A 22,983-nucleotide genomic window follows, 5' to 3' on the forward strand; every position below is an offset into this window, starting at 1 on the left:
GGGAAAGCAAAGGACGGAGTCGGCATGGCCAGTGTTCGGACCTACTCGGATCTCGATGTCGCGGTTCGCAGCGACACGTCGGACGTGGGCGAGGGACCCGTCTTCGATCCTCGCACCGGCCGGCTTGTGTGGGTCGACATCTACGGCTGCAAGGTGTTCGAGGACGACCTGTCGAGCGGTCGGCAGACCGTGACCGAGGTCAGCATGATGGTCGGTGCAGTCGCGCCGCGTGCCGACCATGAAGGCTTCGTCGCCGCGGTGGCCGATGGATTCGGCTTCATCGCCGACGGCGAGCTGAAGATGGTCGACCAGGTCCTGCCCGAACCGAACCTCCGCATGAACGACGGCAAGGTGGACTCGCGGGGACGGTTCTGGGCCGGCAGCAACGACCTCGAGTTCGCCTCCGGGCAGGGACGGCTGCACCGCTGGGACGGCGAGTCCCCGAGCGTCGTCGTCGTGGGCGGCTTGGTGCTGCCGAACGGACTGGGCTGGAACGCCGAGGACACCGTGATGTACCTCGCCGACAGCTACGCCAACCTGCTGTACAGGGCGGACTTCCATCCGGAAGCAGGGGACCTCGGTCGTTTTGACACCCTCGCGGAGACCGAGGGACCGGGCGTTCCCGACGGCCTGGCGGTCGACGTGGACGGGTGCTTGTGGGTGGCCATGCACGGAGGCCGTGAGGTACGCCGATACGATCCGACCGGGCGCGTGGTCGGGGTCGTTCCGGTGCCCGTCCTGCAGCCGTCGAGCTGTGTCTTCGGTCCGGATGGCCGTCTGTACATCACCTCCGCGCGCAACGGGTTGTCTCCCGAGGCACTGGCGCGCTCCCCACTGTCAGGTTCCGTTTTCGTCGTCGAGACCGGCACCACGGGGGTTCCCGTGCAGCCGTTCCGCGCCTGAACCGCCGGGAGTTTCGATGGCACGCGTACTGATTACCGGGGCCAGCGATGGGCTGGGGCTGGCTGCCGCACGCTCCCTCATCGCTGACGGGCATGCGGTGACCGCCCATGTACGAAGCGAGCGGCGGGCCGACGAGGTCAGCGATCGGCTGGCCGGAGCCGAAGCCGTCATCACCGGCGACCTGGCCGACCGTCAGGAGACCGTCGATGTAGCCCGGCAGGCCAACCTGCTCGGACGCTTCGACGCAGTTATCCACAACGCCGGAATCGGATCGAACGAACCGAAGAAGATCACCACCCGCGACGGCAACGCGCATGTCCTCGCCATCAACGCGCTGGCCCCCTTCCTGCTGACTGCCCTGATCGAACGGCCGAAGCGGCTGGTCTACGTCACCAGCGGTATGCACCTCCAAGGCACTGCCGACGTGCGGGACATGAACTGGGAAACCCGCCCGTGGGACGCAGAGCAGGCCTACGCGGACAGCAAGCTCGTCATGATCACCCTGGCGTTCGCCGTCGCGCGGATCTGGCCGGACGTGTTCGCCAACGCGATGGAGCCAGGATGGGTGCCGACGAAGATGGCGGGCTACAACGCGCCGGACGACCTGTCGCTGGGGCACGTCACGCAGGTCTGGCTTGCGGTCGGCGGCGATCCACGAGCCGCGGTCACCGGCCGCTACTTCTACCACCAGCAAGAGCAGGAACCACTTCCCCTCGCACATGATGAGCGGTTCCAGGACGAGGTGCTCAAGGCCATGGAAGCGCTGACCTCCGTAGTGCTGCCTCGTTGACGTACCTGCCGCCGACTGCCGAGCGCCCGGCACCTGACTCGTGAGCGTCTGGGCAGCACCACGAAGCGGCGACCCCCAGGTGTTCGGCCACCCGCATCGTGCGGGTGGCCGACTCCTTACCGCCGGTGGCGTTGCCTCTCGCGTCCACTACAAGTGAGCGCGGGATCAGCCGACGACGTCATCGTCTACCAGCGCAACGTCACCGATTCGCCGCGCCCCAGCCGTACGGTCCGGGTCACTCCACCGGCGGCGACCTCGGTGGTACGGCCGCCCACGCTGCGGATCACCGCTTCCCTGGCCTTGCCGTTGCCCCAGGACAGGTCGACGGTGAAGCCGCCGCGGGCGCCGACACCGGTGATCTGCCCGTGCTCGGCCCACGCGTCGGGCAGCGCGGGAAGCAACTCGATCCGGCCGGGGCGGGAGTACAGCAGCATGTCGACCACCGCCGACGGAGTGCCGAAGTTCGCCTCGATCTGGAAGATGCTGCTGGTGGAATCGAGCGGCCAGATGTCGAAGAGGTTGAGGGCCGATCCGCCGGTGCTGCCCGTCGAGGGCCGCAGGTTCGTAAGGATCATCTGGTACGCCTTCTCGCCGTCCTTGAATCTGGCCCAGCACAGGGCACGCCAGGCGTTGGCCCAGCCGTACGGGGCCGTGCCGCGGGCGACGAGCAGGTTCCGAACCCCGGTGATGAGGTCGGCGGGCGAGGACTCCAGGCTGATGCGGTCGCCGGGGAAGAAGCCGATGAGCGGCGAGAGGTGGCGGTGCTGGACTTCGCCGAGGTTGTCCGGCGTCATCCACTCCTCCAGCCAGCCGGTGGTGGGGCTGACCTGCGGGAGATAGAGGCGGTCACGCAGGCCGTCGATGACCCGCCGGTAGGCCGAGTCCTTGCCGAGTGTCGCACTCGCGGTGTGGAAGTTGGTGAACAGCGCCCACACCAGTTCTTGAGCGTAGGTGATGCCCATGGCGTCCTGTGGTCCGTGCTCGGGTGACCAGTCCTTGTCGTCCACGAGGACCTCGCGCGGCTGTCCGGTGACGGGGTCGGTGACGGTGACGGTGACCAGCCGGGCCTCCCAGAACTCGCAGGCGCCCTTGAGCAGCGGGTAGATGCGAGCGAGCAGCCGGGTGTCCTGCGTGTACTCGTAGTGCTCGAAGATCGTGTTCACAAGCCAGGCACTCCCGGCCGGGTGCCACTGCCAGCCTGAGCCGCCGTAGATGTTGGTGGAGATGCCAATGGTCCAGCCGGCCACCTTGCCCGAGGAGTTGCGGAAGCGGTTGCGCGGGTCGTTGAAGAGCCGCACCGTGTTGTCGCTCCAGGAGGGCAGCTGGGCCAGGCAGTAGTCGGTGAGCGCGTCGAAGCAGCCGGGTAGGCCGGTCCGGTCGGGCATCCAGTAGTTCATCTGGATATTGATGTCGGTGTGATAGTCGCCCATCCACCCGGGACTGTTGGTGTCGATCCACGACGCCTGCAGACCCATCGGCAAGCTGTCACGCGAGCCGCAGATCATCAGGTAGCGGCCGAACTGAAGGTAGGACGCCTCTAGTTCGGGATCGGGTGCGGCGCCGTCCTGGGCGCGGGCCTGGAGGCGGGTCCAGGTGTCGAGTTGGCGCTGCTGTTTGGTCGAGGTTCCGAGCGACAGCGTCATGGCGTCGAAGAGGCGGCGGTAGTCGGCGATGTGGGTGTTACGCAGGCTATCGGGCGCGTGGCGGGCTGCCGCAGAGACCTTTTCCCGGGCCAGAGCCTGAGGATCGACGGACGGGTCGCGGTAGCCGCGGGAGAAGTCGGGGGAGTAGTCGGTGCCGCCGCTGAAGATGACAGTCAGGTCGGCGCAGCCGGTGAAGTCCACGCCGGCGGCGTTGGCTTCCACCTGCCCGGTGCGGCTGACCGCCGTGATGGCGGCGCCGTAGCGCAGGCCGTTGTCGAAGGTGGCGCCGAAGGAAGCGGTGGCGTCGGAGGTGTTGGCGACGTTGTTTTCGCCGTGGGTGCCGGCCAGGGTGATCCGACCGGTGTAGGTGCCGCCGCCGCTCTGCGAGAAGCGCACGACCACGACATCATCAGGGTGGCTGGCGTACACCTCGCGCCGGTATGTCACGCCTTTCTGCGTGTAGGAGGCGGTGACCAGGCCGTTGCTGAGGTCCAGGGTGCGGCGGTAGCCGGTGACGGAGTCCAGGGTGTGGCCGGGTATCTCGACGGTGAGGTGGGCGAGTTGGGTGAGCGAGCCGAACGTCACCGGGTCATAGGGGAACTGGCCGTCGCTGCTGAGCACGTCGTTGCGCCCGCCGCCACTCCACAGGGTGGCGTCGGTGATGTAGATCGCTTCGTTGGCGGGGTCCCCGCTGACGAGGGCGCCGAGCCGTCCATTGCCGATGGGCAGGCCCTGCTGGATCATGTTGTCCGCGGCTGCGGGCGCCGTATACCACAGGCACACCGCTGTGCTGTCGTCCACCCGGGGATCGGTGGCGGGCCGGTCCGGCTCGGCCGCGGCGGCGGTGAAGGCCGGGAGTCCGGCGAAAGCGGCGAGGGATCCCGCGGCACCGGCGCCGGTCAGCGCAAGAAAGTTCCGACGACTTGGGGACTGAGGGCGGGCAGGCTGGCGTGAGCTCATGAGGGCTACTCCTCCTGGGGAGTTCTGATACGCATCAGGTGCTGTCCAGAAACGCAGGAGCAACATAGATCCACTGATTAGGCAGCTCAAGTTCCCTGACATTCGCATAGGACATCCCATGTATTCGTGGAATGTCAGTGGCGTCGGCCTCGGCTCAACTCAGTTGTGCCTCACCTTGGTGCTGGCGGCGCCGACCCGGCACCGTGGTCGAGGTGCGTGGGGAGGTTCCGGCTCTGCCCCGATGCGGCCTCCGGCCGCCGCGACCGGGCGTTATTCCCGTTGCGGATGGCCCAAATCCCAAAGTCGTCGTTGTTACGCGCATATTTCCCGTGACTAAATGTGTTCCGTATTCGAACCTCTGGGCAGCGTGCACCGCACGTTTAGGAAGGATAGGGATGGGACTAGACGCCTCTGCCGACGCGTTCGGCGTGCTGTCGCCAGCGCTGGTGGACCTGCCGCCCGGCGACGCCGGTTCTGTGATCACGTCCGTGGAGACCTATGCGTTGGCCGTGCCCCTCAAGCAGCCGATCGCCGATTCCACAGCGTCGCTGCGGTCCTGGATCGTTCCGGTGGTCGAGATCCGCACCGCGGACGGACGTGTCGGAACGGGCATCTCCGGGGTGCACTGCGGTCCGGAGTTGCTGTGCGACGTCATCAGCCGCTACTACGCGCCCGCGTTGCTTGGAGCCGCGTCCGAGGACATTCTCGGGACCTGGAAGCGGTTGTACTGGCTTCCCACCCATTGGCTCGGCCGGGCCGGCGTTGTGCACATGGCACTGGCGATGGTCGACATCGCGCTGTGGGATCTCGCGGCGCAACGGGCCGGGGTACCGCTGTGGCGGCTGCTGGGCGGCAGCGCCGAGGCGATCGAGACCTACAACACCGACGGAGGCTGGTTGAACTATCCGGTCGAGACGCTGGTGCGGGATGTGAACTCGCTGATCGATCGCGGCTGGCATCGAGTGAAAGTCAAGGTTGGCAAGTCTGACTGGCGTGAGGACGCCCAGCGGGTACGGGCAGTTCGCCGAGCGATCGGCGACGACATCACGCTGATGTGCGACGCAAACCAGCGCTGGGATCTGTCGACGGCCGGCCGGCTTCTGCCGGTTCTGGAAGAGGTCGGCATGGACTGGATCGAAGAACCCTTGCATGCCGACGCTCTGGACGGGCACGCCCGACTGCAACGGGACACGCGCGTCGACATCGCCGCCGGGGAGAGCCTGTACTCCTACCACCACTTTGCCAGCTTCATTGCGGCCGACGCGATTCGCGTGGTGCAGGTGGATGTGACGCGAGTCGGCGGTGTCACCGAATGGCTTCAGGTCGCTCAGCATGCGGCCGCGCGCGGGTTGCGGATCGCCCCGCATGCCGGCGACATGATGCAGGTACACCAGCACCTCGTCGGCACGGCGCTGAGTGACGTGCCACCGCTGGTCGAGTTCATCCCGTGGACGCAGGACGCGTTCGAGCAACGCAGCGTGGTGCACGAGGGCTACCTGGAGCGTCCGCAATTTCCCGGTGCGTCGACGGCCATCCATCGCGACGCCCGCCGCCAATGGCAGATCCGCGGTGTCGGCCGCGTCACCGATCAGGGCGGTACCGCCGCCAAGCCGCACCGGCTCCCAACGATCAACGCCCGTAGCGAAGGAGAAGCTCAGTGAAGCGCAGGACCGGTTTTGCTCTTATGGCCTCGACACTGGCCGCCTTGTTGCTCCTCAGCGCGTGTGGCAGCGGGAGCTCCCCGGGCGACGGGGGATCCGGCAGCGGCAAGAAGCTGGTGATCGGCGACGTCCTCTTCGACACCGACGCCTACCAGATCGCCCAGCAGAAGCAGATGCAGAAGTACGCCGACAGCCTGGGCATCAAAATCATCTTCGAGAATCAGCAGGGGCAGGGCACTAAGGCACCTGACCTGATGCAGGCCCTGCAGACCCGCGGCGTCGACGGCATCATCATGCAGCCGGCCAACGCGAACGTCGCCGTTCCGCTCGTCAGGCAGGCTCAGGCCCAGAAGGTTCCGGTACTCGGCTGGGCGATCCCGTTCGGGGCTGGAGTGACTGCACCGTACGTCGGGCTGGAGGAGAAGGCGGAGACCGAGGCCGCCGGCAAGGCCGCTGCCCAATACGTTCAGAAGAACTTCCCGGGACAGCCCGTCAAGGTGTTGATCGTCACGATCACCGGCGTCTCCTCTTGTTCCGACGACCGGATGGGGCCCTTCGAGCAGGGAGTCAAGTCCGTCGCACCGAACGCCCAGATCACGACCGTCAACGGCGGGGCCGATCGGAACACGGCGGTGACCGTCGCACAGGATGCCCTCCAGCGCGACAAGGGCTACAACATCGCCACCGGCTGCAACTCCGACATGGCGATGGGGGCCCTGCAAGCCTTCAAGTCCGCGGGCCTGGGCGGGGCGACAAACAAGAAGCCCGACCACACCTACTTCTACAGCATCAATGGAACCGACGAGGAACTGCGCGCGCTGACCGACCCGACCTCACCCCTGATGGCCGATCTCGGGCTGACCCCTAAAGAGGTGGCCAAGACCTTGATCGACACCATGGAGCAGATGATCAGCGGCAAGATCCCGGCGTACAGCAACCACACCGTCAACGTCCCCGACAAGCCGCTCGGGCCCGACTGCACCGCCGCGAACGACTTCAACAAGTCCGAGTACTTCGCGACAACGAACCTGCCCTGTGTCGGCAACTGAGCCGATACCCGGCGCGACGTGCCTACGGACACACGAGTAACACGGAGGAGTCACTATGGACACGGCAGGCGGCACCGACCTGCTCGTGGTCGACGAGCTGACCAAGAGCTACGACGGTGTTCAGGCGCTGCGAGGTGCGAACCTCGTGGTCAAGCGCGGAGAGATCCATGCGCTCCTCGGCGAGAACGGGGCCGGTAAGTCCACCCTGATCAAGAGCCTCGCCGGCGCCGTCAAACCCGACTCGGGAACGATCACATTCGAGGGAGAGGGCGTCGAGTTCGGCTCGCGAGCCGACTCGATGAGCCGCGGCATCAGCGTCATCTTCCAGCACGCCAACCTGGTTCCGCAGCTGACGGTCGCGGAGAATGTCGTACTCGGCAACGAGCAACGGCTGTTCGGCTATCTCCGCGATGGCCGGCAGCGGCAGGCAACCAACGAAGTCCTGGCTCGTCTGGGCATGAGCATCGACCTGAACCGGACCGCCGCGAGCCTGAGTGCCGGCGAACGACAGCTCGTCGAGATCGCTCGTGCGCTGCTGCAGCAGACGAAATTGTTGATCCTCGACGAGCCCACCGCCTCACTGGGAACCGAAGAGGTGGAGCACCTGCATCACGTGCTGCTCGAGCTACGCGACAGCGGCATCGGCATCATCTACGTCTCGCACCGGCTGGAGGAGGTGCTCTCCGTCAGCGACCGGCTGACCGTCCTGCGCGATGGCCGAACCGTCGGCACCAAAAGCGCCGCCGAGACGAGCACCGCCGACGTCATCCAGTTGATGATCGGCCGCGACGCCTCCCACGTCTTCCGCAAGACCTCTGATGCCCGTGAGGAGATCGCGCTCAGGGTGCGAGACCTGACCACCCCGAGCGGGCTCCAAGGCGTCAGCTTCGACCTGCACGCCGGCGAGATCCTCGGCGTCTACGGACTGCTCGGCTCCGGCCGTACCGAACTCGCCCGCGCCATCTACGGAGCCGACCCGATCGACGGCGGCATGATCGAGACACCCACCGCGCCGACCGGGCGCAAGAGGAATCCCTATCGAGCCGCCCGTGCGGGCATCGGCCTCGTGCCGGAGGAACGCACCACCCAGGCGATGTTCCCGTTGCTGTCGATCACCGAGAACATGAGCTCGGGGAAGCCTTGGCTCTCCACCAAATGGGGTGTCATTCGCAACCGGCAGCGTCGCCACCTCGTCGAGGAGATGGCTGGGCGGGTTCGGCTCAAGGCGGCATCGCCGGGTCAGAGCATCGCCGCGCTCTCCGGCGGAAACCAGCAGAAGGTCATTCTCGGACGATGGATGCTCGGCGGCTCCAGCCTGCTCATCCTCGACGACCCCACCGTCGGAGTCGACATCGGCGCCAAGGAGGAGATCTACCGACTCATCTCGGAGCTGACCGCGGACGGCACGGCGGTTCTGCTGCTGTCCTCCGAACTGCCCGAGGTACTCGGCCTGTCCGATCGCGTCATCGTCCTCTTCCACGGTGCGGTCGCCGCCACATACACCAGCAATGACATTTCCGAACAGGCGCTGCTGCGCGCGGCGCATGGGGAGGCAGCATGACCAGTCTTGAAAGCGTCGCCGACGAAACCGTCCCAGCACAAAGGTCCCCGATGTGGGCCGGGTTGGGGATCTGGTTCGCGCGGCCCACGAGCAAGACGCTGGTCATGAACATCGGCATCCTCATCGTCCTGAGCGTGTGGCTGTCCTTCGCGACCAGTCAGTTCACGACGTCCCGGAACATCACCAACGTCCTCGGCCAGATCTCCTTCATCGGGATGTCCGCCTGCCTGGTCACTCTCGTCATGATCGCCGGCGGCCTGGACCTTTCCATCGGCTCCATCATCGCCGTCGCCGGCGTGACTGCCGCCAAGTTCGTCGCCGAAGCCCACTGGCCTCTCGGATGGGCGTTTCTCATGGGCGTCCTGGCCGGCGGCGTCATCGGAGCCCTCAACGCCCTCCTCATCGTGGGGATGAAGATCAACCCAGTGATCACCACGCTCGGCACCATGTACATCGGCCGGGGTCTGGCGAACGTCGTCGCTGGTGGATCCCCGGTCATCGGTGTGCCGCTCTCCTTCAACAATCTGGCAACCTCTGCCGTGGGACCGGTCCCCGTCCCAGTCGCGATCTTCGCCGTGATCGCCCTCATCATGATCTTCGTCGAACGCAAGACCATCCTCGGTCGGTGGACCATCGCCAGCGGAGGAAATCAAGAGGCGGCTCGCCTCTCGGGAATCCCGATCAACCGTACCCGAGTCACGCTCTACATACTGTCCGGCCTCGCGGCCGGCGTCGCGGGCATCCTCATGAACTCCCGCATCGCCACCGGCGACCCGAATTCCGGCACTGGCTTCGAATTCGACGTCATCGTCGCCGTCGTCCTCGGCGGTACCGCCATCACCGGCGGACAGGGAACGATCATCGGTTCGATCGTCGGCGTCCTGATCGTGGGCGTCCTGAACAACGGCCTCAACCTGCTGGGCGTGTCGACGTTCTACCAGAACATCGTCCAAGGCGGTGTGCTCATTTTCGCCGTCGGCATCGACGAGGTGTTCCGGCATACCTGGCGCACCATCCTTAAACGACAGCGGCACTAAAGCCGCTACCAGAGTCAAGCCCAACACAGCAACGAGAGAAAGGGAGGACTGCCCATGTCCGCCACCCCACGAGAAGTGGCCGAATCCTACTGGCGCGCCGAGGAAAGCCGAGACATCACGCGTATCCTGTCCCACTTCCATGAGGACGCCGTCTTCCATCCCGTATCCGGTCCACTCAAAGGCCACGCCGAGATCCGCACCTTCTACGACGGCATGGGCGACGCCTTCCCCGGCCTGGAAGTAACCATCACCCACGAAATCTGCTCCGGTGATGAGGCGTGCCTCGAATGGGAAGCGGTCCTCATCGACCATGACGGCGTGCGGATCCCTATCCGAGGCGTCAACGTCGTGCATATACACGACGGCAAATTCGACTCGGTCCGCGCCTACTTCGACCCCACGCAGTTCCCGACGACAGGCGGCCAACAGTGATCGACTTGTACGCGACCCACCAGATCGGCGACACCGAGCTGCGCCTGCCGCGGATCGGACTCGGCACCGCCTCGCTCGGCAACTTCCTGCGCCCCGTCACCGACAAAGACGCCACGGCGGTCATCACGCGAGCATTGGAACGCGGCACGCGTTACCTCGACACCGCCCCGCTGTACGGACACGGCCTCGCTGAACAGCGCGTCCGAGCGGCGATCGCCGGCATTCCTCGCGACGAGCTCGTGATCTCCACCAAGGTCGGCCGGCTTTTGCGCGAAGACGCGCCCCACGACGAGAGTCAATACTTCAACGGGGAACCGTTCTACAAGAACGTCCCATCCGCGGGCCCGGTCTGGGACTTCAGTGAGAAAGGTGTCCGCCAGTCGGTAGAGGAAAGCATGCAGCGCGTCGGTGTCGATCGGTTCGACATCCTTCACCTGCACGACCCCGACGAGCATTTCGAGCAGGCAAGCACCACCGGGTACAACGCCCTGAGCAAACTCCGGGCCGACGGCAAGGTTCAGGCCATCGGCGCAGGCATGAACCGCACCGCGGTCCTGACGGAACTCGTCCGCGACTGCGACCTCGACGTCATCCTCCTCGCCGGCCGATACACGTTGCTCGACCAAACCGGGATGGACGAGCTCCTTCCCATGTGCGCACGGCGCAAGACCTCAGTCGTCGCCGGGGGAGTGTTCAACAGCGGCATCCTCATCGACCCGGAGCCGGGTACGACCTTCGACTACGTTCCCGCGTCCCCAGAAGTCCTCGAACGCGCGCGCCGCATCCGCAGCATCTGCGCCCGCCACGACATCCCCATGGCCGCTGCCGCCGTACAGTTCCCTCTTGCCCACCCCCAGGTGTGCAGCGTGCTCCTCGGGCCCAGATCACTCGACGAACTCGACATGGACCTCGGGCTCCTGTCCGTCGACATCCCCTCGGCCCTCTGGGCTGACCTTCGCGCGGATAACCTGATCCGGCCCGATGCACCCTGCCCAGAGTAGAGAGGCTCGCCCGATGAACGATCGTATTGAACGTATCGATGCTCACCACCACTTTTGGGATCCGGACCGTTATGCCTACCCCTGGATGGCCGGCCGTGAGATGGACCCCGTACGGAGAGCATTCGGGCCAGGCGATATGCAGCCGCTGCTCGACGCCGCCGATATCACCGGAACCGTACTCGTCCAGACCTTGTCAGACGGGGGTGAGACCCGGGAATTCCTCCGGCTCGCGGCCTCGACACCATTCGTCCGCGGAGTCGTCGGCTGGGTCGACCTCACCTCGCCGCAGGTAGGGGACGCCCTGGACGCCCTACTCGCCGACGATAACGGCCGGTTCCTCGTTGGCATCCGCCACCAGGTACACGACGAACGCGACCCGAACTGGCTGTGCCGGGACGACGTGCGCCGCGGCCTGCGAGCCGTAGCCGACCGCGGCCTCAGCTACGACCTTCTGGTACGTGCGCGCGAACTACCGGCAGCGGTCGCGACGGTCAAGGCGCTGCCGGAGCTGAACTTCGTCGTGGACCACATCGCCAAGCCGACGATCGCCGCAGGCGCCGACGGCCTCTGGGCCCAGTGGATGCCGGCCCTTGCCCAATGCCCCAACGTGACGGTGAAGCTCTCCGGCATGATCACCGAGGCGGCCTGGGCCTCCTGGACCCCCAATGATCTCCGGCCGTTCGTCAGTCGCATCTACCAGTGGTTCGGCGCGGACCGCCTCATGTTCGGATCCGACTGGCCCGTCTGCCTGCTCGCCGGCACCTACGAGTCTGTTATCGAGGGGTTGACCGCTGCCATCGGCACACTGAGCGCAGCCGAGATCGCGGCGCTCTTCGGCGGCACGGCTCACGCCTTCTACCGTCTGGGGGACCGTACGGTCTCCAGTGGTGCCTGATTGGTTTCGGGTCTCCAGCACGTCGGCGAGAGCAATGCTCAGTACTTGTGGATCAGCCCTGGAGGGCACGCGGAAGGCGTACCTTCCCGATTGATCCTGTGATGGTCACCGAGTAGGCCGGCGTTGCGAGCGCCGGTCGGGAAGGGTGAAGCCCGTGCTCACCGTAGTGAATGACGACGCCTCCACGCGAGACGGCTCCCTGACCGACGACATCGTTCGTGAGGGCGCGCGACGGATGCTGGCCGCAGCACTGGAGGCGGAAGTCGACGCCTACATCGCCAAGTTGGCCGAGGAGCGGGACGAGCGGGGTCACCGCCTGGTCGTCCGCAACGGCCATCACCAGCCCCGGAGGGTCACCACCTCGGCCGGATCGGTCGAGGTCCGCGCGCATCGCGTCAATGACAAGCGGGTGGACGAGAAGACGGGTGAGCGTCGGCGGTTCTGCTCCAAGCACAATCGACGTCCTCCAGACGGGCAACCCCGCACCCATTTTCCCGGCCCCGGGGTGAGGCCGACAGGCCTCGGGATGACTGGGTTCACAGGAGCCGTAAGGAAACAACCTGTTGCTCTTTCTCGCCCTGCTCGTTGACTTGGTATGAGCATATCGAGCGAGGTCCGTGGGCAACTCGTCTTACGGTTCAGGTACTGTTCCCCCACTTGAACGAACGGCAGCAGCGGCTGGTCCTGGGCCAGGAGGCCCGACTTTTAGGGCACGGCGGGGTGCGGGCGGTGGCCCGGGCAGCCCAGGTCAGCGAGACGACCGTCCGCAACGGGGTGTTCGAGTTGGAGGCCAGCGGGGATCCGCTGCCAGCCGGTCGGTCCAGGAGGCCTGGTGGGGGACGGCGCTCTGCCGAAGTACTGGACCCGGTTCTGCTGTCGGCGCTGCTGGGGCTGGTCGAGCCGGATGAGCGCGGGGATCCGATGTCACCGCTGCGGTGGACGACCAAGTCGCTGCGCAACCTGGCCGAGGAGCTGACCCGGCAGGGGCATCCGGTTTCGGCGTCGACGGTGGGCCGGCTGTTGAAGGGGCAGGGCTTCAGCCTGCAGGCCAATACCAAAACGTTGGAGGGCAAGCAGCACCCTGACCGGGACGTCCAGTTTCGCTATATCAACGAGCAGGTCAAGGCGCATCAGGCGGCCGGGCAGCCGGTGATCAGCGTCGACGCGAAGAAGAAGGAACAGCTCGGCCACCTGCCCAACACCGGACGCCAGTGGCGGCCCAAAGGCGACCCGGTCGAGGTCGAGGACCACAGCTTCTTCTTCACCGGGCCGGACGTTCCGCACGCCATCCCCTTCGGCATCTACGACATCACGGCCGATCGCGGCTGGGTGAACGTCGGTGTCGATCACAACACCTCGGCCTTCGCCGTTTCTTCGATCCGCGGTTGGTGGCGGGCGCGTGGCCGCCAGGACTACCCGGATGCGGCCCGGCTGCTGGTCACCGCCGATGCCGGCGGCTCCAACAGCTGCCGCTACCGGTTATGGAAGGCCGAACTCGCCGACTTCGCCGTGGAGACGGGCCTGGCTGTCACGGTCTGCGACTTTCCTCCAGGCACAAGCAAGTGGAACAAGATCGAGCACCGGTTGTTCTCCCACATCACGATGAACTGGCGCGGCAAACCCCTGACCAGCCACGAGGTAGTCGTCAACCTGATCGCCGCCACCCACACCCGAGCCGGACTGCGCGTGGACGCCGCCTTGGACACCAGCGTCTACCCACTGGGCGTGTCCGTCAGCAAGGAACGCATGAACGCCCTACCGCTCACACCCCACGCCGAGCGAGGGACATGGAACTACACGATCCACCCCGCCGAGCAGGACGCGCAGTCCGTCACTGGGACCGAGGACCGCGACAGCATCAGGGCCCGGGCCCTGAACACCCTGGCCGACCCGCGCCTGACCGGCATGAGCCGAGGCGAGCCGGACGCGCTGACCGCCGATCTGGCCCCGGCACAGGCAGCCCGGGCCGAGCAGCGCTTCTTCGAGCAGCGCGGTGGAGCGCGGCGCCAGGCCAGGGGCAAGCACGGCCGATCCTTGCTTACCGGCGCCGACCAAGTCCTGATCGCGGTCGTCTACCTGCGACAGATCTGCTCCCAGCTTGTGCTGTCCGAGATGCTGGAGGTCAGCACAGGCCCGATCGCCGCCGCGATCAGCGAGACCGGCAGACTGCTGAACGAGCGCAGACACCGGATCGAGCCCACCGTCGTGCGCTTCACCAGCGCCGGTGCTCTCAGGGACTTCCTGGCGACCGACACCACGCCAACACGGCCGAACCGCCTCGCGAGCCTCGGCGACCCGGCCTTGACCGGCATGAGCTTCCAGGCGCTGACCAAATTGATCGAGCGGCTGTCCGTGCGGCAGGCCGCCTCGGCCGAGCGCCGCAAATACCGACAGCGCGGTGGAGACCGGCAGTTCGGAGCACGCGGTGGCATCTTCCAAGAGAAGATCACCGACGCCGAACGAGTCCTGGCGACCATCCCCTGCCTGCGCAAGGTATGCGGCCGCGACGTGGTGGCCGAACTGTTCGAAGTGAGCCGACGCACCATCGGCAACGCCATCGTATGGGTCCGCCCGTTGCTGGAGGAGGACGGATACTCCGCCACCCATTCCGCATCGCGCTATTCCAGCACGGCAGAACTCGCGACCGTAATCGCCAGGTTGAATCCTTACGGCTCCACAAAACTGCCAACGTGATCGACTCCATGCCCAAGTCCGCGCAGCCCGCGGCGAAGAAGGCTCTGCAGGACATCTACAACGCCGAGGACCGCGACCACGCCGAGCAGGCGATCCGGGTGTTCACCAAGCTCTACCGGGCGAAGTTCCCCAAGGCCGTCGTGAAGGTCACCGACGATCAGGACGAACTGCTGGCGTTCTACGACTATCCCGCCGAGCACTGGATCCACCTGCGCACGACGAATCCGATCGTTAGTCGACCTTTGCCACCGTCCGGCTGCGGACCAAGGTCACCAAGGGAGCCGGCTCCCGCGCCGCCGGGCTCGCGATGGTCTTCAAGCTCGTCGAGTCCGTCCAGGCCCGCTGGCGAGCCATCAATGGCGCCCATTTGGTGCCACTCGTCCGCGCGGGGGCCCGCTTCGAACGCGGACTCCTGGTCGAGCGTCAGGATCAGGCGGCATGAGCACCGATGTCTTGGGTGAGGACGAGCCGCGGGAGCACGTCCGGTTCGCCGCCTACCTGCATGCGTTGGAACAGGTCACGGACGACGACGAGCTCGCCCTAGTCACCGAGGTCCTCACGGACCCGGACCCGACGATGGCGCAGTCTGTGATCGCGCGGCACCTGGACGGGCGGGCGACCGACATGCTCGAAAGGCCGGAGTACGTGTCATGGGCGCAGGCCATGGCCAGGGCCGTGGAACCGCGCCCCTTTCTGGTTCAGCGGCTCCACGAGTGGTCGCTGTTCAGGGCGATCTCCTTGGCGCAGCCGTGGGTTCCCAGTCCGCTGACCGGCTCGTCGAACTGGCTGCAACGCAAGATCGTCGAGAGGCCGAGGTCAACGCCTGCGTGCTGGCATCCGGAACGAGGCTGAGTTCTTTGCCCCGCTCGAAGCAGAGAACGTGCTGGTCCGCAAACGGTTCAGTGACCGCAAAACCCGGGCGAGGCGACCGGGTACGCGGTCGCCTCGCCCGGGTCCTTGCTACCGAGTGTGGCCCGCAGGCAGGGCCTGCTTCAGGTGTTCCAGGTTCGCACCTTGCCGAGTCGGACCAGCGGGTCGACCGCTGGTGGGCGATCAGCTCACGTTCCCGCCAGCGCCCCGCCAATGCCACCGATGCTGAAGTAGCGCCGGAACACCGCGAAAACGATCGTCGGTGGCGCGAGCATAAGAACGGCGGAAGCCATGACAGGTCCCCAAGACACCTGGTTCTCCTGGAAAAACTGCTGGATGCCGATGGGGAGCGTGAACTCGGCGTCGCTGCGCAGGAAAACCAGGGCGACCAGGTAGTCGTTCCAGGAGGCGAGGAAGCTGAAGATCGCGACCGACATGACTCCGGGCAGCGAATTGGGCAGAATGATCCGCCAGAATCCTCCGAACAACGTCGCTCCGTCGACCCACGCGGCCTCTTCCAGTGAGTGCGGGATCGTGTCGAAATAGGAGGACATCATCCAGCATCCGATCGGGATCGCACTCGACACGTAGACGATCACCAGGCCCGGCAGGTCGTCGACGAGTCCGACCGAGGAGAACATGATGAACAGCGGTACGACGAAGACAATGACCGGCAGCGACTGGATGACGAACAGGAGCAGCGAGTAGCCCGACACGAGTCGGGACCGGGACCGTGAGATCACGTAGCCGGCCGGCGCCCCGATGAGGACGGCAACGGCCGAGGTGACGATCGAGACGATGACGCTGTTCATGAGGTAGCGCAGCATGTTCGTTTGCGCGAACACGACTCGGAAGTTGTCGAGGGTGAGGCTGTCACCGTTGACGAATCCGTTTCCGTTCGGCGTGAGGGCCTTGAGAAAGATGTCGAAGAAGGGGATAAGGACGATCACGGTGAACACGGTCATGACGACGGTGATCACCCAGCTTCGGGACCGGCGTTTCCGTGGCTCGGCCGTGATCCTGGGGGTGCCGGCCCGTGTGGCTGTGTGACTCGTTGTGGTCATTGCTGCTCCACTTCAGGCGACCGTGAAGGACCGTCGGATCATGCGGTACAGGAACACCGACACCGCGACCAGACAGACCGTGATCAGGAGTGCGACGGCGATCCCGAGCCCGGGTGTGAACTCGGAGAACGCCAGGTTGTAGGCGTAGACGATCATCGTCTGGGTGGCACCCACCGGCCCACCGCCGGTGAGCAGCCACACACTGGGAAAGTCGTTGATCGTGAAGATCGACATCAGGATCCAGCACACATAGGTCGAGCGGGCGGTCACCGGCAGGGTGATCCTGACGAACTGCTGCCAGCGTGTGGCTCCGTCGATCCGGGCGGCCTCGTAGACGTTCTGGTCGACGCTCTCCAGAGCGGAGCCCATCATGATGAGAGTGAACGGGAAGCTGATCCAGATCTTGAACAGGCAGACCGTGACCTGCGCCAGCACGGGGTCGCCGAGGAACAGCACGTTGTTGCCGAGGCCGAGGGCGCGGAACAGGGACGGAACGGCCCCGTTGGAGGTGCCGAGCAGCAACGCCCAGCTCATCGATGTGACGACGACCGGCGCGATCCACGGCAGCAGTAGGAGCACGCGAAACACGGCGCGGCCCGGGAACCTGATCTGCAGCACGACGGCCAGCACCACACCCAGGGCCCAGCTACCGAACACGGATGCCACGACGAAGATGGCCGTGAACCGTGTCGACGCCCAGAACGCCGGGTCTTTCAGCACCGTGCTGAAATTGCCGAGTCCGACGAAAGCGCCCTGCTGGATGAGGCTGCCGTCGTGCAGCGCGGCATTGATGGCGTAGGCGAGCGGATAGGCGTTGATCAGCGCGACCAGGATCAGTGACGGCAACAGCAGCGACGAATAGGTGAATCTGGTTCTCGTCGCGCCTTTCCGCTTTCGTTGTCGGACAACGCGCGCGGTGCCCAACTCATGGGTAATTCCAACCATACCGGTGCGACTCCTTGCAGACTTGCGGTGCCCGAACCAACGGCAGCCGGTCCCGTGCGGGACCGGCTGCCGCGTCACTTGCTGTAGTGCAGCCTCTCGTAGCTGTCCTGCAACTGCTGCAGGATGGCGCGTGGGCTCAGCTTGGCTTGGACGACCTGCGCGGTGAACGTCGCGGTGACCGGAGCGCCTTCGATGGAGTTCAGTGCTGGGAACGATTCCGGCGACCTGGTGGCGATCGACTTGGCGATCGGCACCCAGTCGTTGAGGAGCACCTGGGAGGAAGCGCTGTTCTTGACCCCGGCGACCTGTTGGAAGCTCTTGCGGGCGGGGAGGCGGTTGTAGGTGCCGTCGCCGAACGCCGGCTTGATCGCGTCCAGGAGCCAGACCACGAAGTCTTCCACGTCGGACACGTTCGAGGCGCCCTTGTACATCATCAGTGGGTCCACCCATTGGAGGGCGCCCTTGTCGCCGTGCGGTCCGGTCAACGGCTTCATCACGGCGGACTTCACGTTCGGGAAGCTCTGAAGATCGCTGTTCGGCCCCGCCATCATCATCCCCAGCTGTCCGGAGGCGAAGTCCTGAGCGGACTGGACCGACGTGTAGCTCACGTTGGTCGGGTTGATGTACCCGTCCTTGACCAGGCTCTGGAGGAACTCGACGGCTTCGATGTTGCGGTCGGTGACGCACTCGGGCTTGCCTTGCTCGTTAAACCAGCCGCCGCCGTTGTTGACCAGCCACGTCAGCACTTCCTGGTATCCGGTTTCCTTGGGGCTCCCGGGTATCGAGTAGCCGAAGACGCCGATCTTTTTGAGCGCCCGGCAGGTAGCTCGGAACTCGTCCCACGTAGTCGGCACGTCCGTTCCGGCCTTCGCCAACAGGTCGGGGCGATACCACAGGCCGTTGATGGAGATGTGGTATGGAACCGCGACGTAGGAGCCCTGGTACTTGAGGGAGTCGATGGTGCCGGGCAGGAAGTCGTCGTAGGTGCCCGACTTCTTGAGCTTGGCGACGATGCCGTCGGCCGGTTCGATCGCGCCCTGCTGGAAGAACTGGAAGGGCTGAAAAGAGGCGCCGGAGCTTACCGCGGGTGCCTTCCGGGCCGCGATTGCGGATGTGAACGTCTGGTACCAGTTCGTCCAGGGGATATTCTGGTACTTCGCGGATGCCCCGTCGGACGGGTGCCAGCCGCCGACGAGCTTGCCTACGTTCTGGGCGTAGTCCGTGCCGCCCCACTGCATGTCCCAGAACGTGAACCGCGCTCCGGCGGCGGCCGACTTGCCGCCCGCGCCGCACGCGGCCAGCAGGGCCATAGTGCCCAGACCGGCGGCGCCACCGAGGACGCCGCGACGGGACACCGCGGCCGCAGCTGGTGAGAATCGGGATGCCATCGTTTGCTCCTTATCCTTTTTGCCTGTCAGGAACATCCCGGTTATCGGACCCGAAGCCGGACCGTGCTAATGAGGGCCTCACGGCGTTCCGCGGGAACGGTGACGGAAATCGTGTCGCCGTCGCCGAGGATCTTCGCCGGCACCGGGCCGGCGTCGGTCAGCAGAGTGGCTTCGACGTCGCGGGCGTGCTGTCCTTCCGGCAGGTCCACGAAGAAGGATGTTGGCGCGTCACCGTTGAGCAGGTGGACGTAGTGCGCGCCGTCCGCACCGACCGTCGATGTGAACGCGTGGCGCAGCGAGTCACGGCCGTCGATGTCGGCGACCTGCAGCTGCCCGGCACGGGTCTGGTAGATGCCTTCGCCGTTGCGGGACAGCCAATCCCCCATCGCGCGCAGATTCTGCTGCGCCGGCAGCGGGATCGTGCCCTGCGGAGTGGGGCCGACGTTCAGCAGGAACGTCGCGCCGGAACCGGCCCCGCGCACCAGCATCGTGAGGAGTTCCCGGACGTCGCGGTACTTGTGGTCGTCCTTGTGGAAGCCGTAAGCGATCGTCGACGTCGTCTGACAGGTTTCCCTGGCTTCGAGCGTGAGCGGGGTGACGTTGATCTCATTGGTGTTCTCACCGGGGAGATCGCCTTCGAAGCCCTGCACGTCCTCCCCGGGCTGCGGCGCCGCGTGGTGATTGTGCATGATCACCGCGTTGGGCTGCAGAGTGTGGATCTTGTCGTAGAGTTCCGGCAGCTGGAAGTCGCCGCTCGGCCCGAACCAGTTCTTCTCCCTGTTGGTCGCCCATTCAGCGGGCCAGTATCCGTCGATCCAGTACTCGGCGACGTCACCGTACTGTGTGGACAGTTCTTCGACCTGGCCGTGCAGGAAGCCGACGTAGTCCTCCCACGCGAGGCCGCTGCGCTCGCGCAGGGCGGCCCGATAGGCGGGATGGTGCCAGTCGAGCAGGGAGACGTAGAACCCGAGACGGACACCATGACGGTCGCAGGCGGCACGCAGCTCCACCATCGGGTCACGCCCGAACGGGGTCTTGGTCACCTTGTAATCACTCAGCGCGGTGTCGTACATCGAGAAGCCGTCGTGGTGCCGCGAAGTGATGGTGATGAACCGCTGGCCGGCGTCGGCCGCCAGCCGCACCCAGGCGTCCGCGTCGAACTCCTCGCCCTCGAACCGGTTGGCCAGGACCTCGTAGTCCGCTACGGACCTCCGGTCGCGGAACATCGCCCACTCGTGAGCGCCGACAAGCGAATACAGCCCCCAGTGGACGAACATCCCGAACCTGTCGTCCTGGTAACGCTTCAGGCCATCGGGAGATGCTTGCTTGAATGCCATCGTTGTATTGCTCGCTCTCTTGCTGCGTGTTCGTCTTCGTACACGCTCCGGGAAAGCACGATAGATCGCCGGACGACAGCGGCGACAGCGCGAGATGCGGATGGGAACATTCGCAAATCGTGATGTACACCGGCCGACTGTACGCGTAATATGAACCGCCGCACCGCCGGTTTGGTTGCCGAGCGAAGGAGTGCATGACAAAGCGTTTCACCGGGCGCGTCGCCGCGAAACCAGGATCTTGTGCAGCAGCGGCGGTCCGCGTTGGTTCGGCTGGTGCGCGAGGAGGGAACGGTGTCGGTTGCCGACCTTGCCGCGATGTTCCGAGTCTCGCAGGAGACGATCGGCCGCGATCTGCGGTACCTCGAAAGCCGGCGAAGCGTAGTTCGCAGCTACGGTTCCGTGCGCGTCGTCGAGAGCGACGTGTTCGAGACTGGGATCGGGTATCGCGAACAGAACGAGACTGCCGAAAAGCTCCGCATCGCCGAGGGGGCCGCACGTCGGCTCGGAGACGCACGCACCATCTTCATCGACGAGGGATCTCTTCCGACCGGTTGCGAAGGCCCTGCCCACCGATCAACCGCTCACTGTCCTCATGGCGTCGAACCCGGTCGTCACAGCGTTGGTGCCGTGCCCGTCGATTGAGGTGATCATGATCGGCGGGCGGGTCCGCAGGACGACGCTCGGCACCGTGGATCAGTGGGCCACCGATATGCTCCGCGGCCTCTAAGTTCGGCCGATCCGCGTTCGTACGCTTCGGGCGGGTCGAGGACTTCGAGGCTCTCATCACCGGAATTTAGATGCCCGTGTCAACCGCCCGACGCTACACAACGCTCGGCGCGGAGCTGGTGCGCGTCTAAGGCTCTCGCGGGGCACTCCTCGAACTCCGGTCACCCCGGAAATAGAATCGGTCAGTTCACCGGCCGTGGCTCGGCAACTGCCGGAGATATAGGGGCGAGACGCGACCCGGAATCACACAAGAAGCGGTCATGAAGAGCGGAACACTGGGCTAACCTGCGCGGTTATTTCCATGGCAAGCTTCCCGACAAGGCGATCAGCACCCCGGGGCGACAGCACCGTTTGAACGAAGGAGGGGCACGACGCGGTGCAGCCCGGACCGGCGACGCCATGGACGTCGGGTCCGCGTGGCGCACCTCATCATGGGCGCGGGAGCCAGCGCCTTCGTACCGATTACTCCGCTCCCGCTCATGGTCGCGTTCGCGCCGCGCGAGACCGGAAAGCAGAGCACACACCAAGGAACCGCCCAATGACCTTCATCGCCGGTAATGCGACCAGCTTCCCTTCGGTCCCCGCCCCGGCCTACGATCGCTCACGCGTCACGACGGGCATCGTGCACTTCGGCCTCGGCAACTTCCACCGCGCGCACCAAGCGATGTTCATCGACGGGCTCATGACCGCGGGGCAGGCGTACGACTGGGGCATCTGTGGTGTCGGCGTCCTGCCGGGAGACATCCGCATGCGCGACGTCCTTCGCGCGCAGGACTTCTTGTACACGCTGGTTCTCAAGCACGGCGACGGCTCACTTGAGCCGCGGGTCATCGGTTCCATCCACGACTACCTGTTCGCCCCCGACGACCCGGAGGCCGTGATCGCCAAACTTGCCGCGCCGACCACCCGGATCGTTTCGCTCACCGTGACAGAAGGCGGGTACAACGTCGAACGCACAACCGGTGAGTTCGATGTCACCAATCCTGCCGTGCTGCGGGATGCGGCGACCCCTCGTGCCCCGCTCACAGTGTTCGGGCTCATCGTCGAAGGGCTGGCGCGCCGACGGTCCGCGGGAGTCCCCCCGTTCACTGTCATGTCGTGCGACAACCTCCCCGGCAACGGCCACGTTGCCAAGCGGGCCATCGTGACGTACGCGACACTCGTCGACGCCGACCTCGCACGGTGGATAGCCAAGGAGGTAGCGTTCCCCAACTCGATGGTCGACCGCATCACGCCGGTAACCACCGATGAAGACCGCGCCATGGTCAAGCGGGAGTTCGGCATCAACGACGGATGGCCAGTGGTTGCGGAACCCTTCGTGCAGTGGGCTGTCGAGGATCGGTTCACGCTCGGGCGCCCCGCCTACGAGAACGTGGGCGTCCAGGTTGTCGACGACGTCGAACCCTACGAACTGATGAAGCTCCGTCTCCTGAACGCGAGTCACCAGGGCATGGCGTACTTCGGCACGTTGCTCGGCCACACATACGCCCATGAGGCCGCTGGAAACCCGCTCATCGCGGCGTACCTGCGCCGGTACATGGACGACGAGGTCCGCCCGACGCTCCAGCCGGTGCCCGGCATCGACCTCGACGACTACATCGCGTCGTTGTTCGAACGGTTCACGAACCCGCATGTCGCCGATACGCTCGCACGACTGTGCGTGGACTCCTCCGACCGGATCCCCAAGTTCGTGCTTCCCACCATCCGCGCCAACCTCGCCTCCGGTGGCCCCGTCGCACTGGGTGCCGCTCTCGTCGCGAGTTGGGCGCGGTACGTCGAAGGCACCAGTGAGAGTGGCCGGCAGATCACGGTCGTCGATGAGCTGCGGGACGAGCTCGTCCCGCTCGCGCTCCAACAGCACGACGCCCCGACCACTTTCATCGAGTACGGACCGGTGTTCGACGACCTCGCCGCCGAAGAGCGATTCCGCGACGCCTATACGGCGGCCCTGGAAGGTCTGCACCGGAACGGTTCGAGCGCCGTGCTGGCCTCCCTACTGGGTCGGTGAGGCTTTCATTCACATCGCG

General features: G+C 65.6%; 18 protein-coding genes and 3 pseudogenes. 16 read left to right on the top strand and 5 right to left on the bottom strand.

The features are described from left to right. The first annotated feature begins 24 nt into the window (after nt 1-24). Nucleotides 25-903: an SMP-30/gluconolactonase/LRE family protein gene (locus tag FCI23_RS14930; protein ID WP_136724356.1), complete on the top strand. Its 879-nt coding sequence runs from the start codon at nt 25-27 to the stop codon at nt 901-903. Between the two features lie 16 nt (nt 904-919). Continuing rightward, nucleotides 920-1,693 (top strand): SDR family NAD(P)-dependent oxidoreductase, encoded by a 774-nt coding sequence (locus FCI23_RS14935; protein WP_136724357.1) that lies wholly within the window; start codon nt 920-922, stop codon nt 1,691-1,693. Between the two features lie 185 nt (nt 1,694-1,878). On the opposite strand, the gene FCI23_RS14940 is transcribed toward FCI23_RS14935, so the two are convergent. Then, complete coding sequence (locus tag FCI23_RS14940) at nt 1,879-4,296, bottom strand: glycoside hydrolase family 95 protein (protein WP_136724358.1); 2,418 nt, start codon at nt 4,294-4,296, stop codon at nt 1,879-1,881. Nucleotides 4,297-4,691: 395 nt separating this feature from the next. On the opposite strand from FCI23_RS14940, the gene FCI23_RS14945 reads away from it, so the two are divergent. The 11 genes and pseudogenes from FCI23_RS14945 (at nt 4,692) to FCI23_RS14995 (ending at nt 15,478) form a co-directional block, all read left to right on the top strand. Further along, nucleotides 4,692-5,957: a mandelate racemase/muconate lactonizing enzyme family protein gene (locus FCI23_RS14945; RefSeq protein WP_136724360.1), complete on the top strand. Its 1,266-nt coding sequence runs from the start codon at nt 4,692-4,694 to the stop codon at nt 5,955-5,957. Continuing rightward, the gene (locus tag FCI23_RS14950) at nt 5,954-7,006 is read left to right on the top strand and encodes a sugar ABC transporter substrate-binding protein (protein WP_136724362.1); all 1,053 of its coding nucleotides are present in this window, start codon (nt 5,954-5,956) and stop codon (nt 7,004-7,006) included. The genes FCI23_RS14945 and FCI23_RS14950 overlap by 4 nt, the downstream gene beginning before the upstream one ends. A 55-nt stretch (nt 7,007-7,061) precedes the next feature. Then, on the top strand, nt 7,062-8,567 hold the full coding sequence (locus tag FCI23_RS14955) for a sugar ABC transporter ATP-binding protein (RefSeq protein ID WP_136724364.1): 1,506 nt from the start codon (nt 7,062-7,064) through the stop codon (nt 8,565-8,567). Beyond that, complete coding sequence (locus FCI23_RS14960) at nt 8,564-9,604, top strand: ABC transporter permease (protein ID WP_136724366.1); 1,041 nt, start codon at nt 8,564-8,566, stop codon at nt 9,602-9,604. The genes FCI23_RS14955 and FCI23_RS14960 overlap by 4 nt, the downstream gene beginning before the upstream one ends. Before the next feature lie 54 nt (nt 9,605-9,658). Next, nucleotides 9,659-10,036, top strand: a complete 378-nt coding sequence (locus FCI23_RS14965; protein WP_136724367.1) for a nuclear transport factor 2 family protein — start codon at nt 9,659-9,661, stop codon at nt 10,034-10,036. Next, nucleotides 10,033-11,037, top strand: a complete 1,005-nt coding sequence (locus FCI23_RS14970) for an aldo/keto reductase (protein WP_246143713.1) — start codon at nt 10,033-10,035, stop codon at nt 11,035-11,037. Before FCI23_RS14965 ends, FCI23_RS14970 begins: the two co-directional genes overlap by 4 nt. A 13-nt stretch (nt 11,038-11,050) precedes the next feature. After that, the gene (locus FCI23_RS14975; protein WP_136724369.1) at nt 11,051-11,932 is read left to right on the top strand and encodes an amidohydrolase family protein; all 882 of its coding nucleotides are present in this window, start codon (nt 11,051-11,053) and stop codon (nt 11,930-11,932) included. Nucleotides 11,933-12,086: 154 nt separating this feature from the next. Continuing rightward, a pseudogene (locus FCI23_RS14980) lies at nt 12,087-12,380 on the top strand (transposase); the annotation flags it as partial. 147 nt (nt 12,381-12,527) lie between these two features. Then, nucleotides 12,528-14,626 (top strand): annotated as a pseudogene (locus FCI23_RS14985) (ISAzo13 family transposase). Further along, nucleotides 14,608-15,068: pseudogene (locus FCI23_RS14990) on the top strand (transposase); the annotation flags it as partial. The pseudogenes FCI23_RS14985 and FCI23_RS14990, both read left to right, overlap by 19 nt. Then, entirely contained in the window at nt 15,065-15,478 is a 414-nt protein-coding gene (locus FCI23_RS14995; protein ID WP_136724370.1) for a hypothetical protein, read from the top strand. The pseudogene FCI23_RS14990 and the gene FCI23_RS14995, both read left to right, overlap by 4 nt. Nucleotides 15,479-15,684: 206 nt before the next feature. On the opposite strand, the gene FCI23_RS15000 is transcribed toward FCI23_RS14995, so the two are convergent. The 4 genes from FCI23_RS15000 to FCI23_RS15015 all read right to left on the bottom strand — a co-directional run bounded on the left by FCI23_RS15000 (nt 15,685) and on the right by FCI23_RS15015 (nt 20,230). Then, entirely contained in the window at nt 15,685-16,461 is a 777-nt protein-coding gene (locus FCI23_RS15000) for a carbohydrate ABC transporter permease (protein ID WP_246143714.1), read from the bottom strand. A 111-nt stretch (nt 16,462-16,572) separates the two neighbouring features. Next, complete coding sequence (locus FCI23_RS15005; RefSeq protein ID WP_246143715.1) at nt 16,573-17,406, bottom strand: carbohydrate ABC transporter permease; 834 nt, start codon at nt 17,404-17,406, stop codon at nt 16,573-16,575. Nucleotides 17,407-17,579: 173 nt separating this feature from the next. Continuing rightward, nucleotides 17,580-18,893: an ABC transporter substrate-binding protein gene (locus tag FCI23_RS15010; RefSeq protein ID WP_169316798.1), complete on the bottom strand. Its 1,314-nt coding sequence runs from the start codon at nt 18,891-18,893 to the stop codon at nt 17,580-17,582. Between the two features lie 41 nt (nt 18,894-18,934). Beyond that, nucleotides 18,935-20,230 (bottom strand): alpha-L-fucosidase, encoded by a 1,296-nt coding sequence (locus FCI23_RS15015; protein ID WP_136724374.1) that lies wholly within the window; start codon nt 20,228-20,230, stop codon nt 18,935-18,937. A 240-nt stretch (nt 20,231-20,470) separates the two neighbouring features. On the opposite strand from FCI23_RS15015, the gene FCI23_RS15020 reads away from it, so the two are divergent. The 3 genes from FCI23_RS15020 to FCI23_RS15030 all read left to right on the top strand — a co-directional run bounded on the left by FCI23_RS15020 (nt 20,471) and on the right by FCI23_RS15030 (nt 22,964). Continuing rightward, on the top strand, nt 20,471-20,872 hold the full coding sequence (locus FCI23_RS15020; protein ID WP_136724375.1) for a DeoR family transcriptional regulator: 402 nt from the start codon (nt 20,471-20,473) through the stop codon (nt 20,870-20,872). Next, nucleotides 20,823-20,957 carry a hypothetical protein gene (locus FCI23_RS63730; protein WP_136724376.1) on the top strand — a complete coding sequence of 45 codons (135 nt, stop codon included), beginning with the start codon at nt 20,823-20,825 and terminating at the stop codon, nt 20,955-20,957. Before FCI23_RS15020 ends, FCI23_RS63730 begins: the two co-directional genes overlap by 50 nt. A gap of 537 nt (nt 20,958-21,494) precedes the next feature. Continuing rightward, on the top strand, nt 21,495-22,964 hold the full coding sequence (locus tag FCI23_RS15030) for a mannitol dehydrogenase family protein (protein ID WP_136724377.1): 1,470 nt from the start codon (nt 21,495-21,497) through the stop codon (nt 22,962-22,964). Nucleotides 22,965-22,983 lie beyond the last annotated feature (19 nt).

The sequence above is a fragment of the Actinacidiphila oryziradicis genome (assembly GCF_005047355.1).
Lineage (GTDB): Bacteria > Actinomycetota > Actinomycetes > Streptomycetales > Streptomycetaceae > Actinacidiphila > Actinacidiphila oryziradicis.

Bases quoted from the DNA above. Each gene is read 5' to 3' on its own strand.
- FCI23_RS14935 (WP_136724357.1), top strand. From the start codon at position 920: ATGGCACGCGTACTGATTACCGGGGCCAGCGATGGGCTGGGGCTGGCT.
- FCI23_RS14960 (WP_136724366.1), top strand. From the start codon at position 8,564: ATGACCAGTCTTGAAAGCGTCGCCGACGAAACCGTCCCAGCACAAAGG.
- FCI23_RS14995 (WP_136724370.1), top strand. From the start codon at position 15,065: ATGAGCACCGATGTCTTGGGTGAGGACGAGCCGCGGGAGCACGTCCGG.
- FCI23_RS15000 (WP_246143714.1), bottom strand. From the start codon at position 16,461: ATGACCGTGTTCACCGTGATCGTCCTTATCCCCTTCTTCGACATCTTT.
- FCI23_RS15030 (WP_136724377.1), top strand. From the start codon at position 21,495: ATGACCTTCATCGCCGGTAATGCGACCAGCTTCCCTTCGGTCCCCGCC.
- FCI23_RS14930 (WP_136724356.1), top strand. From the start codon at position 25: ATGGCCAGTGTTCGGACCTACTCGGATCTCGATGTCGCGGTTCGCAGC.
- FCI23_RS14975 (WP_136724369.1), top strand. From the start codon at position 11,051: ATGAACGATCGTATTGAACGTATCGATGCTCACCACCACTTTTGGGAT.
- FCI23_RS15010 (WP_169316798.1), bottom strand. From the start codon at position 18,893: ATGGCATCCCGATTCTCACCAGCTGCGGCCGCGGTGTCCCGTCGCGGC.
- FCI23_RS63730 (WP_136724376.1), top strand. From the start codon at position 20,823: ATGGCGTCGAACCCGGTCGTCACAGCGTTGGTGCCGTGCCCGTCGATT.
- FCI23_RS14940 (WP_136724358.1), bottom strand. From the start codon at position 4,296: ATGAGCTCACGCCAGCCTGCCCGCCCTCAGTCCCCAAGTCGTCGGAAC.
- FCI23_RS14965 (WP_136724367.1), top strand. From the start codon at position 9,659: ATGTCCGCCACCCCACGAGAAGTGGCCGAATCCTACTGGCGCGCCGAG.
- FCI23_RS14955 (WP_136724364.1), top strand. From the start codon at position 7,062: ATGGACACGGCAGGCGGCACCGACCTGCTCGTGGTCGACGAGCTGACC.
- FCI23_RS15015 (WP_136724374.1), bottom strand. From the start codon at position 20,230: ATGGCATTCAAGCAAGCATCTCCCGATGGCCTGAAGCGTTACCAGGAC.
- FCI23_RS14945 (WP_136724360.1), top strand. From the start codon at position 4,692: ATGGGACTAGACGCCTCTGCCGACGCGTTCGGCGTGCTGTCGCCAGCG.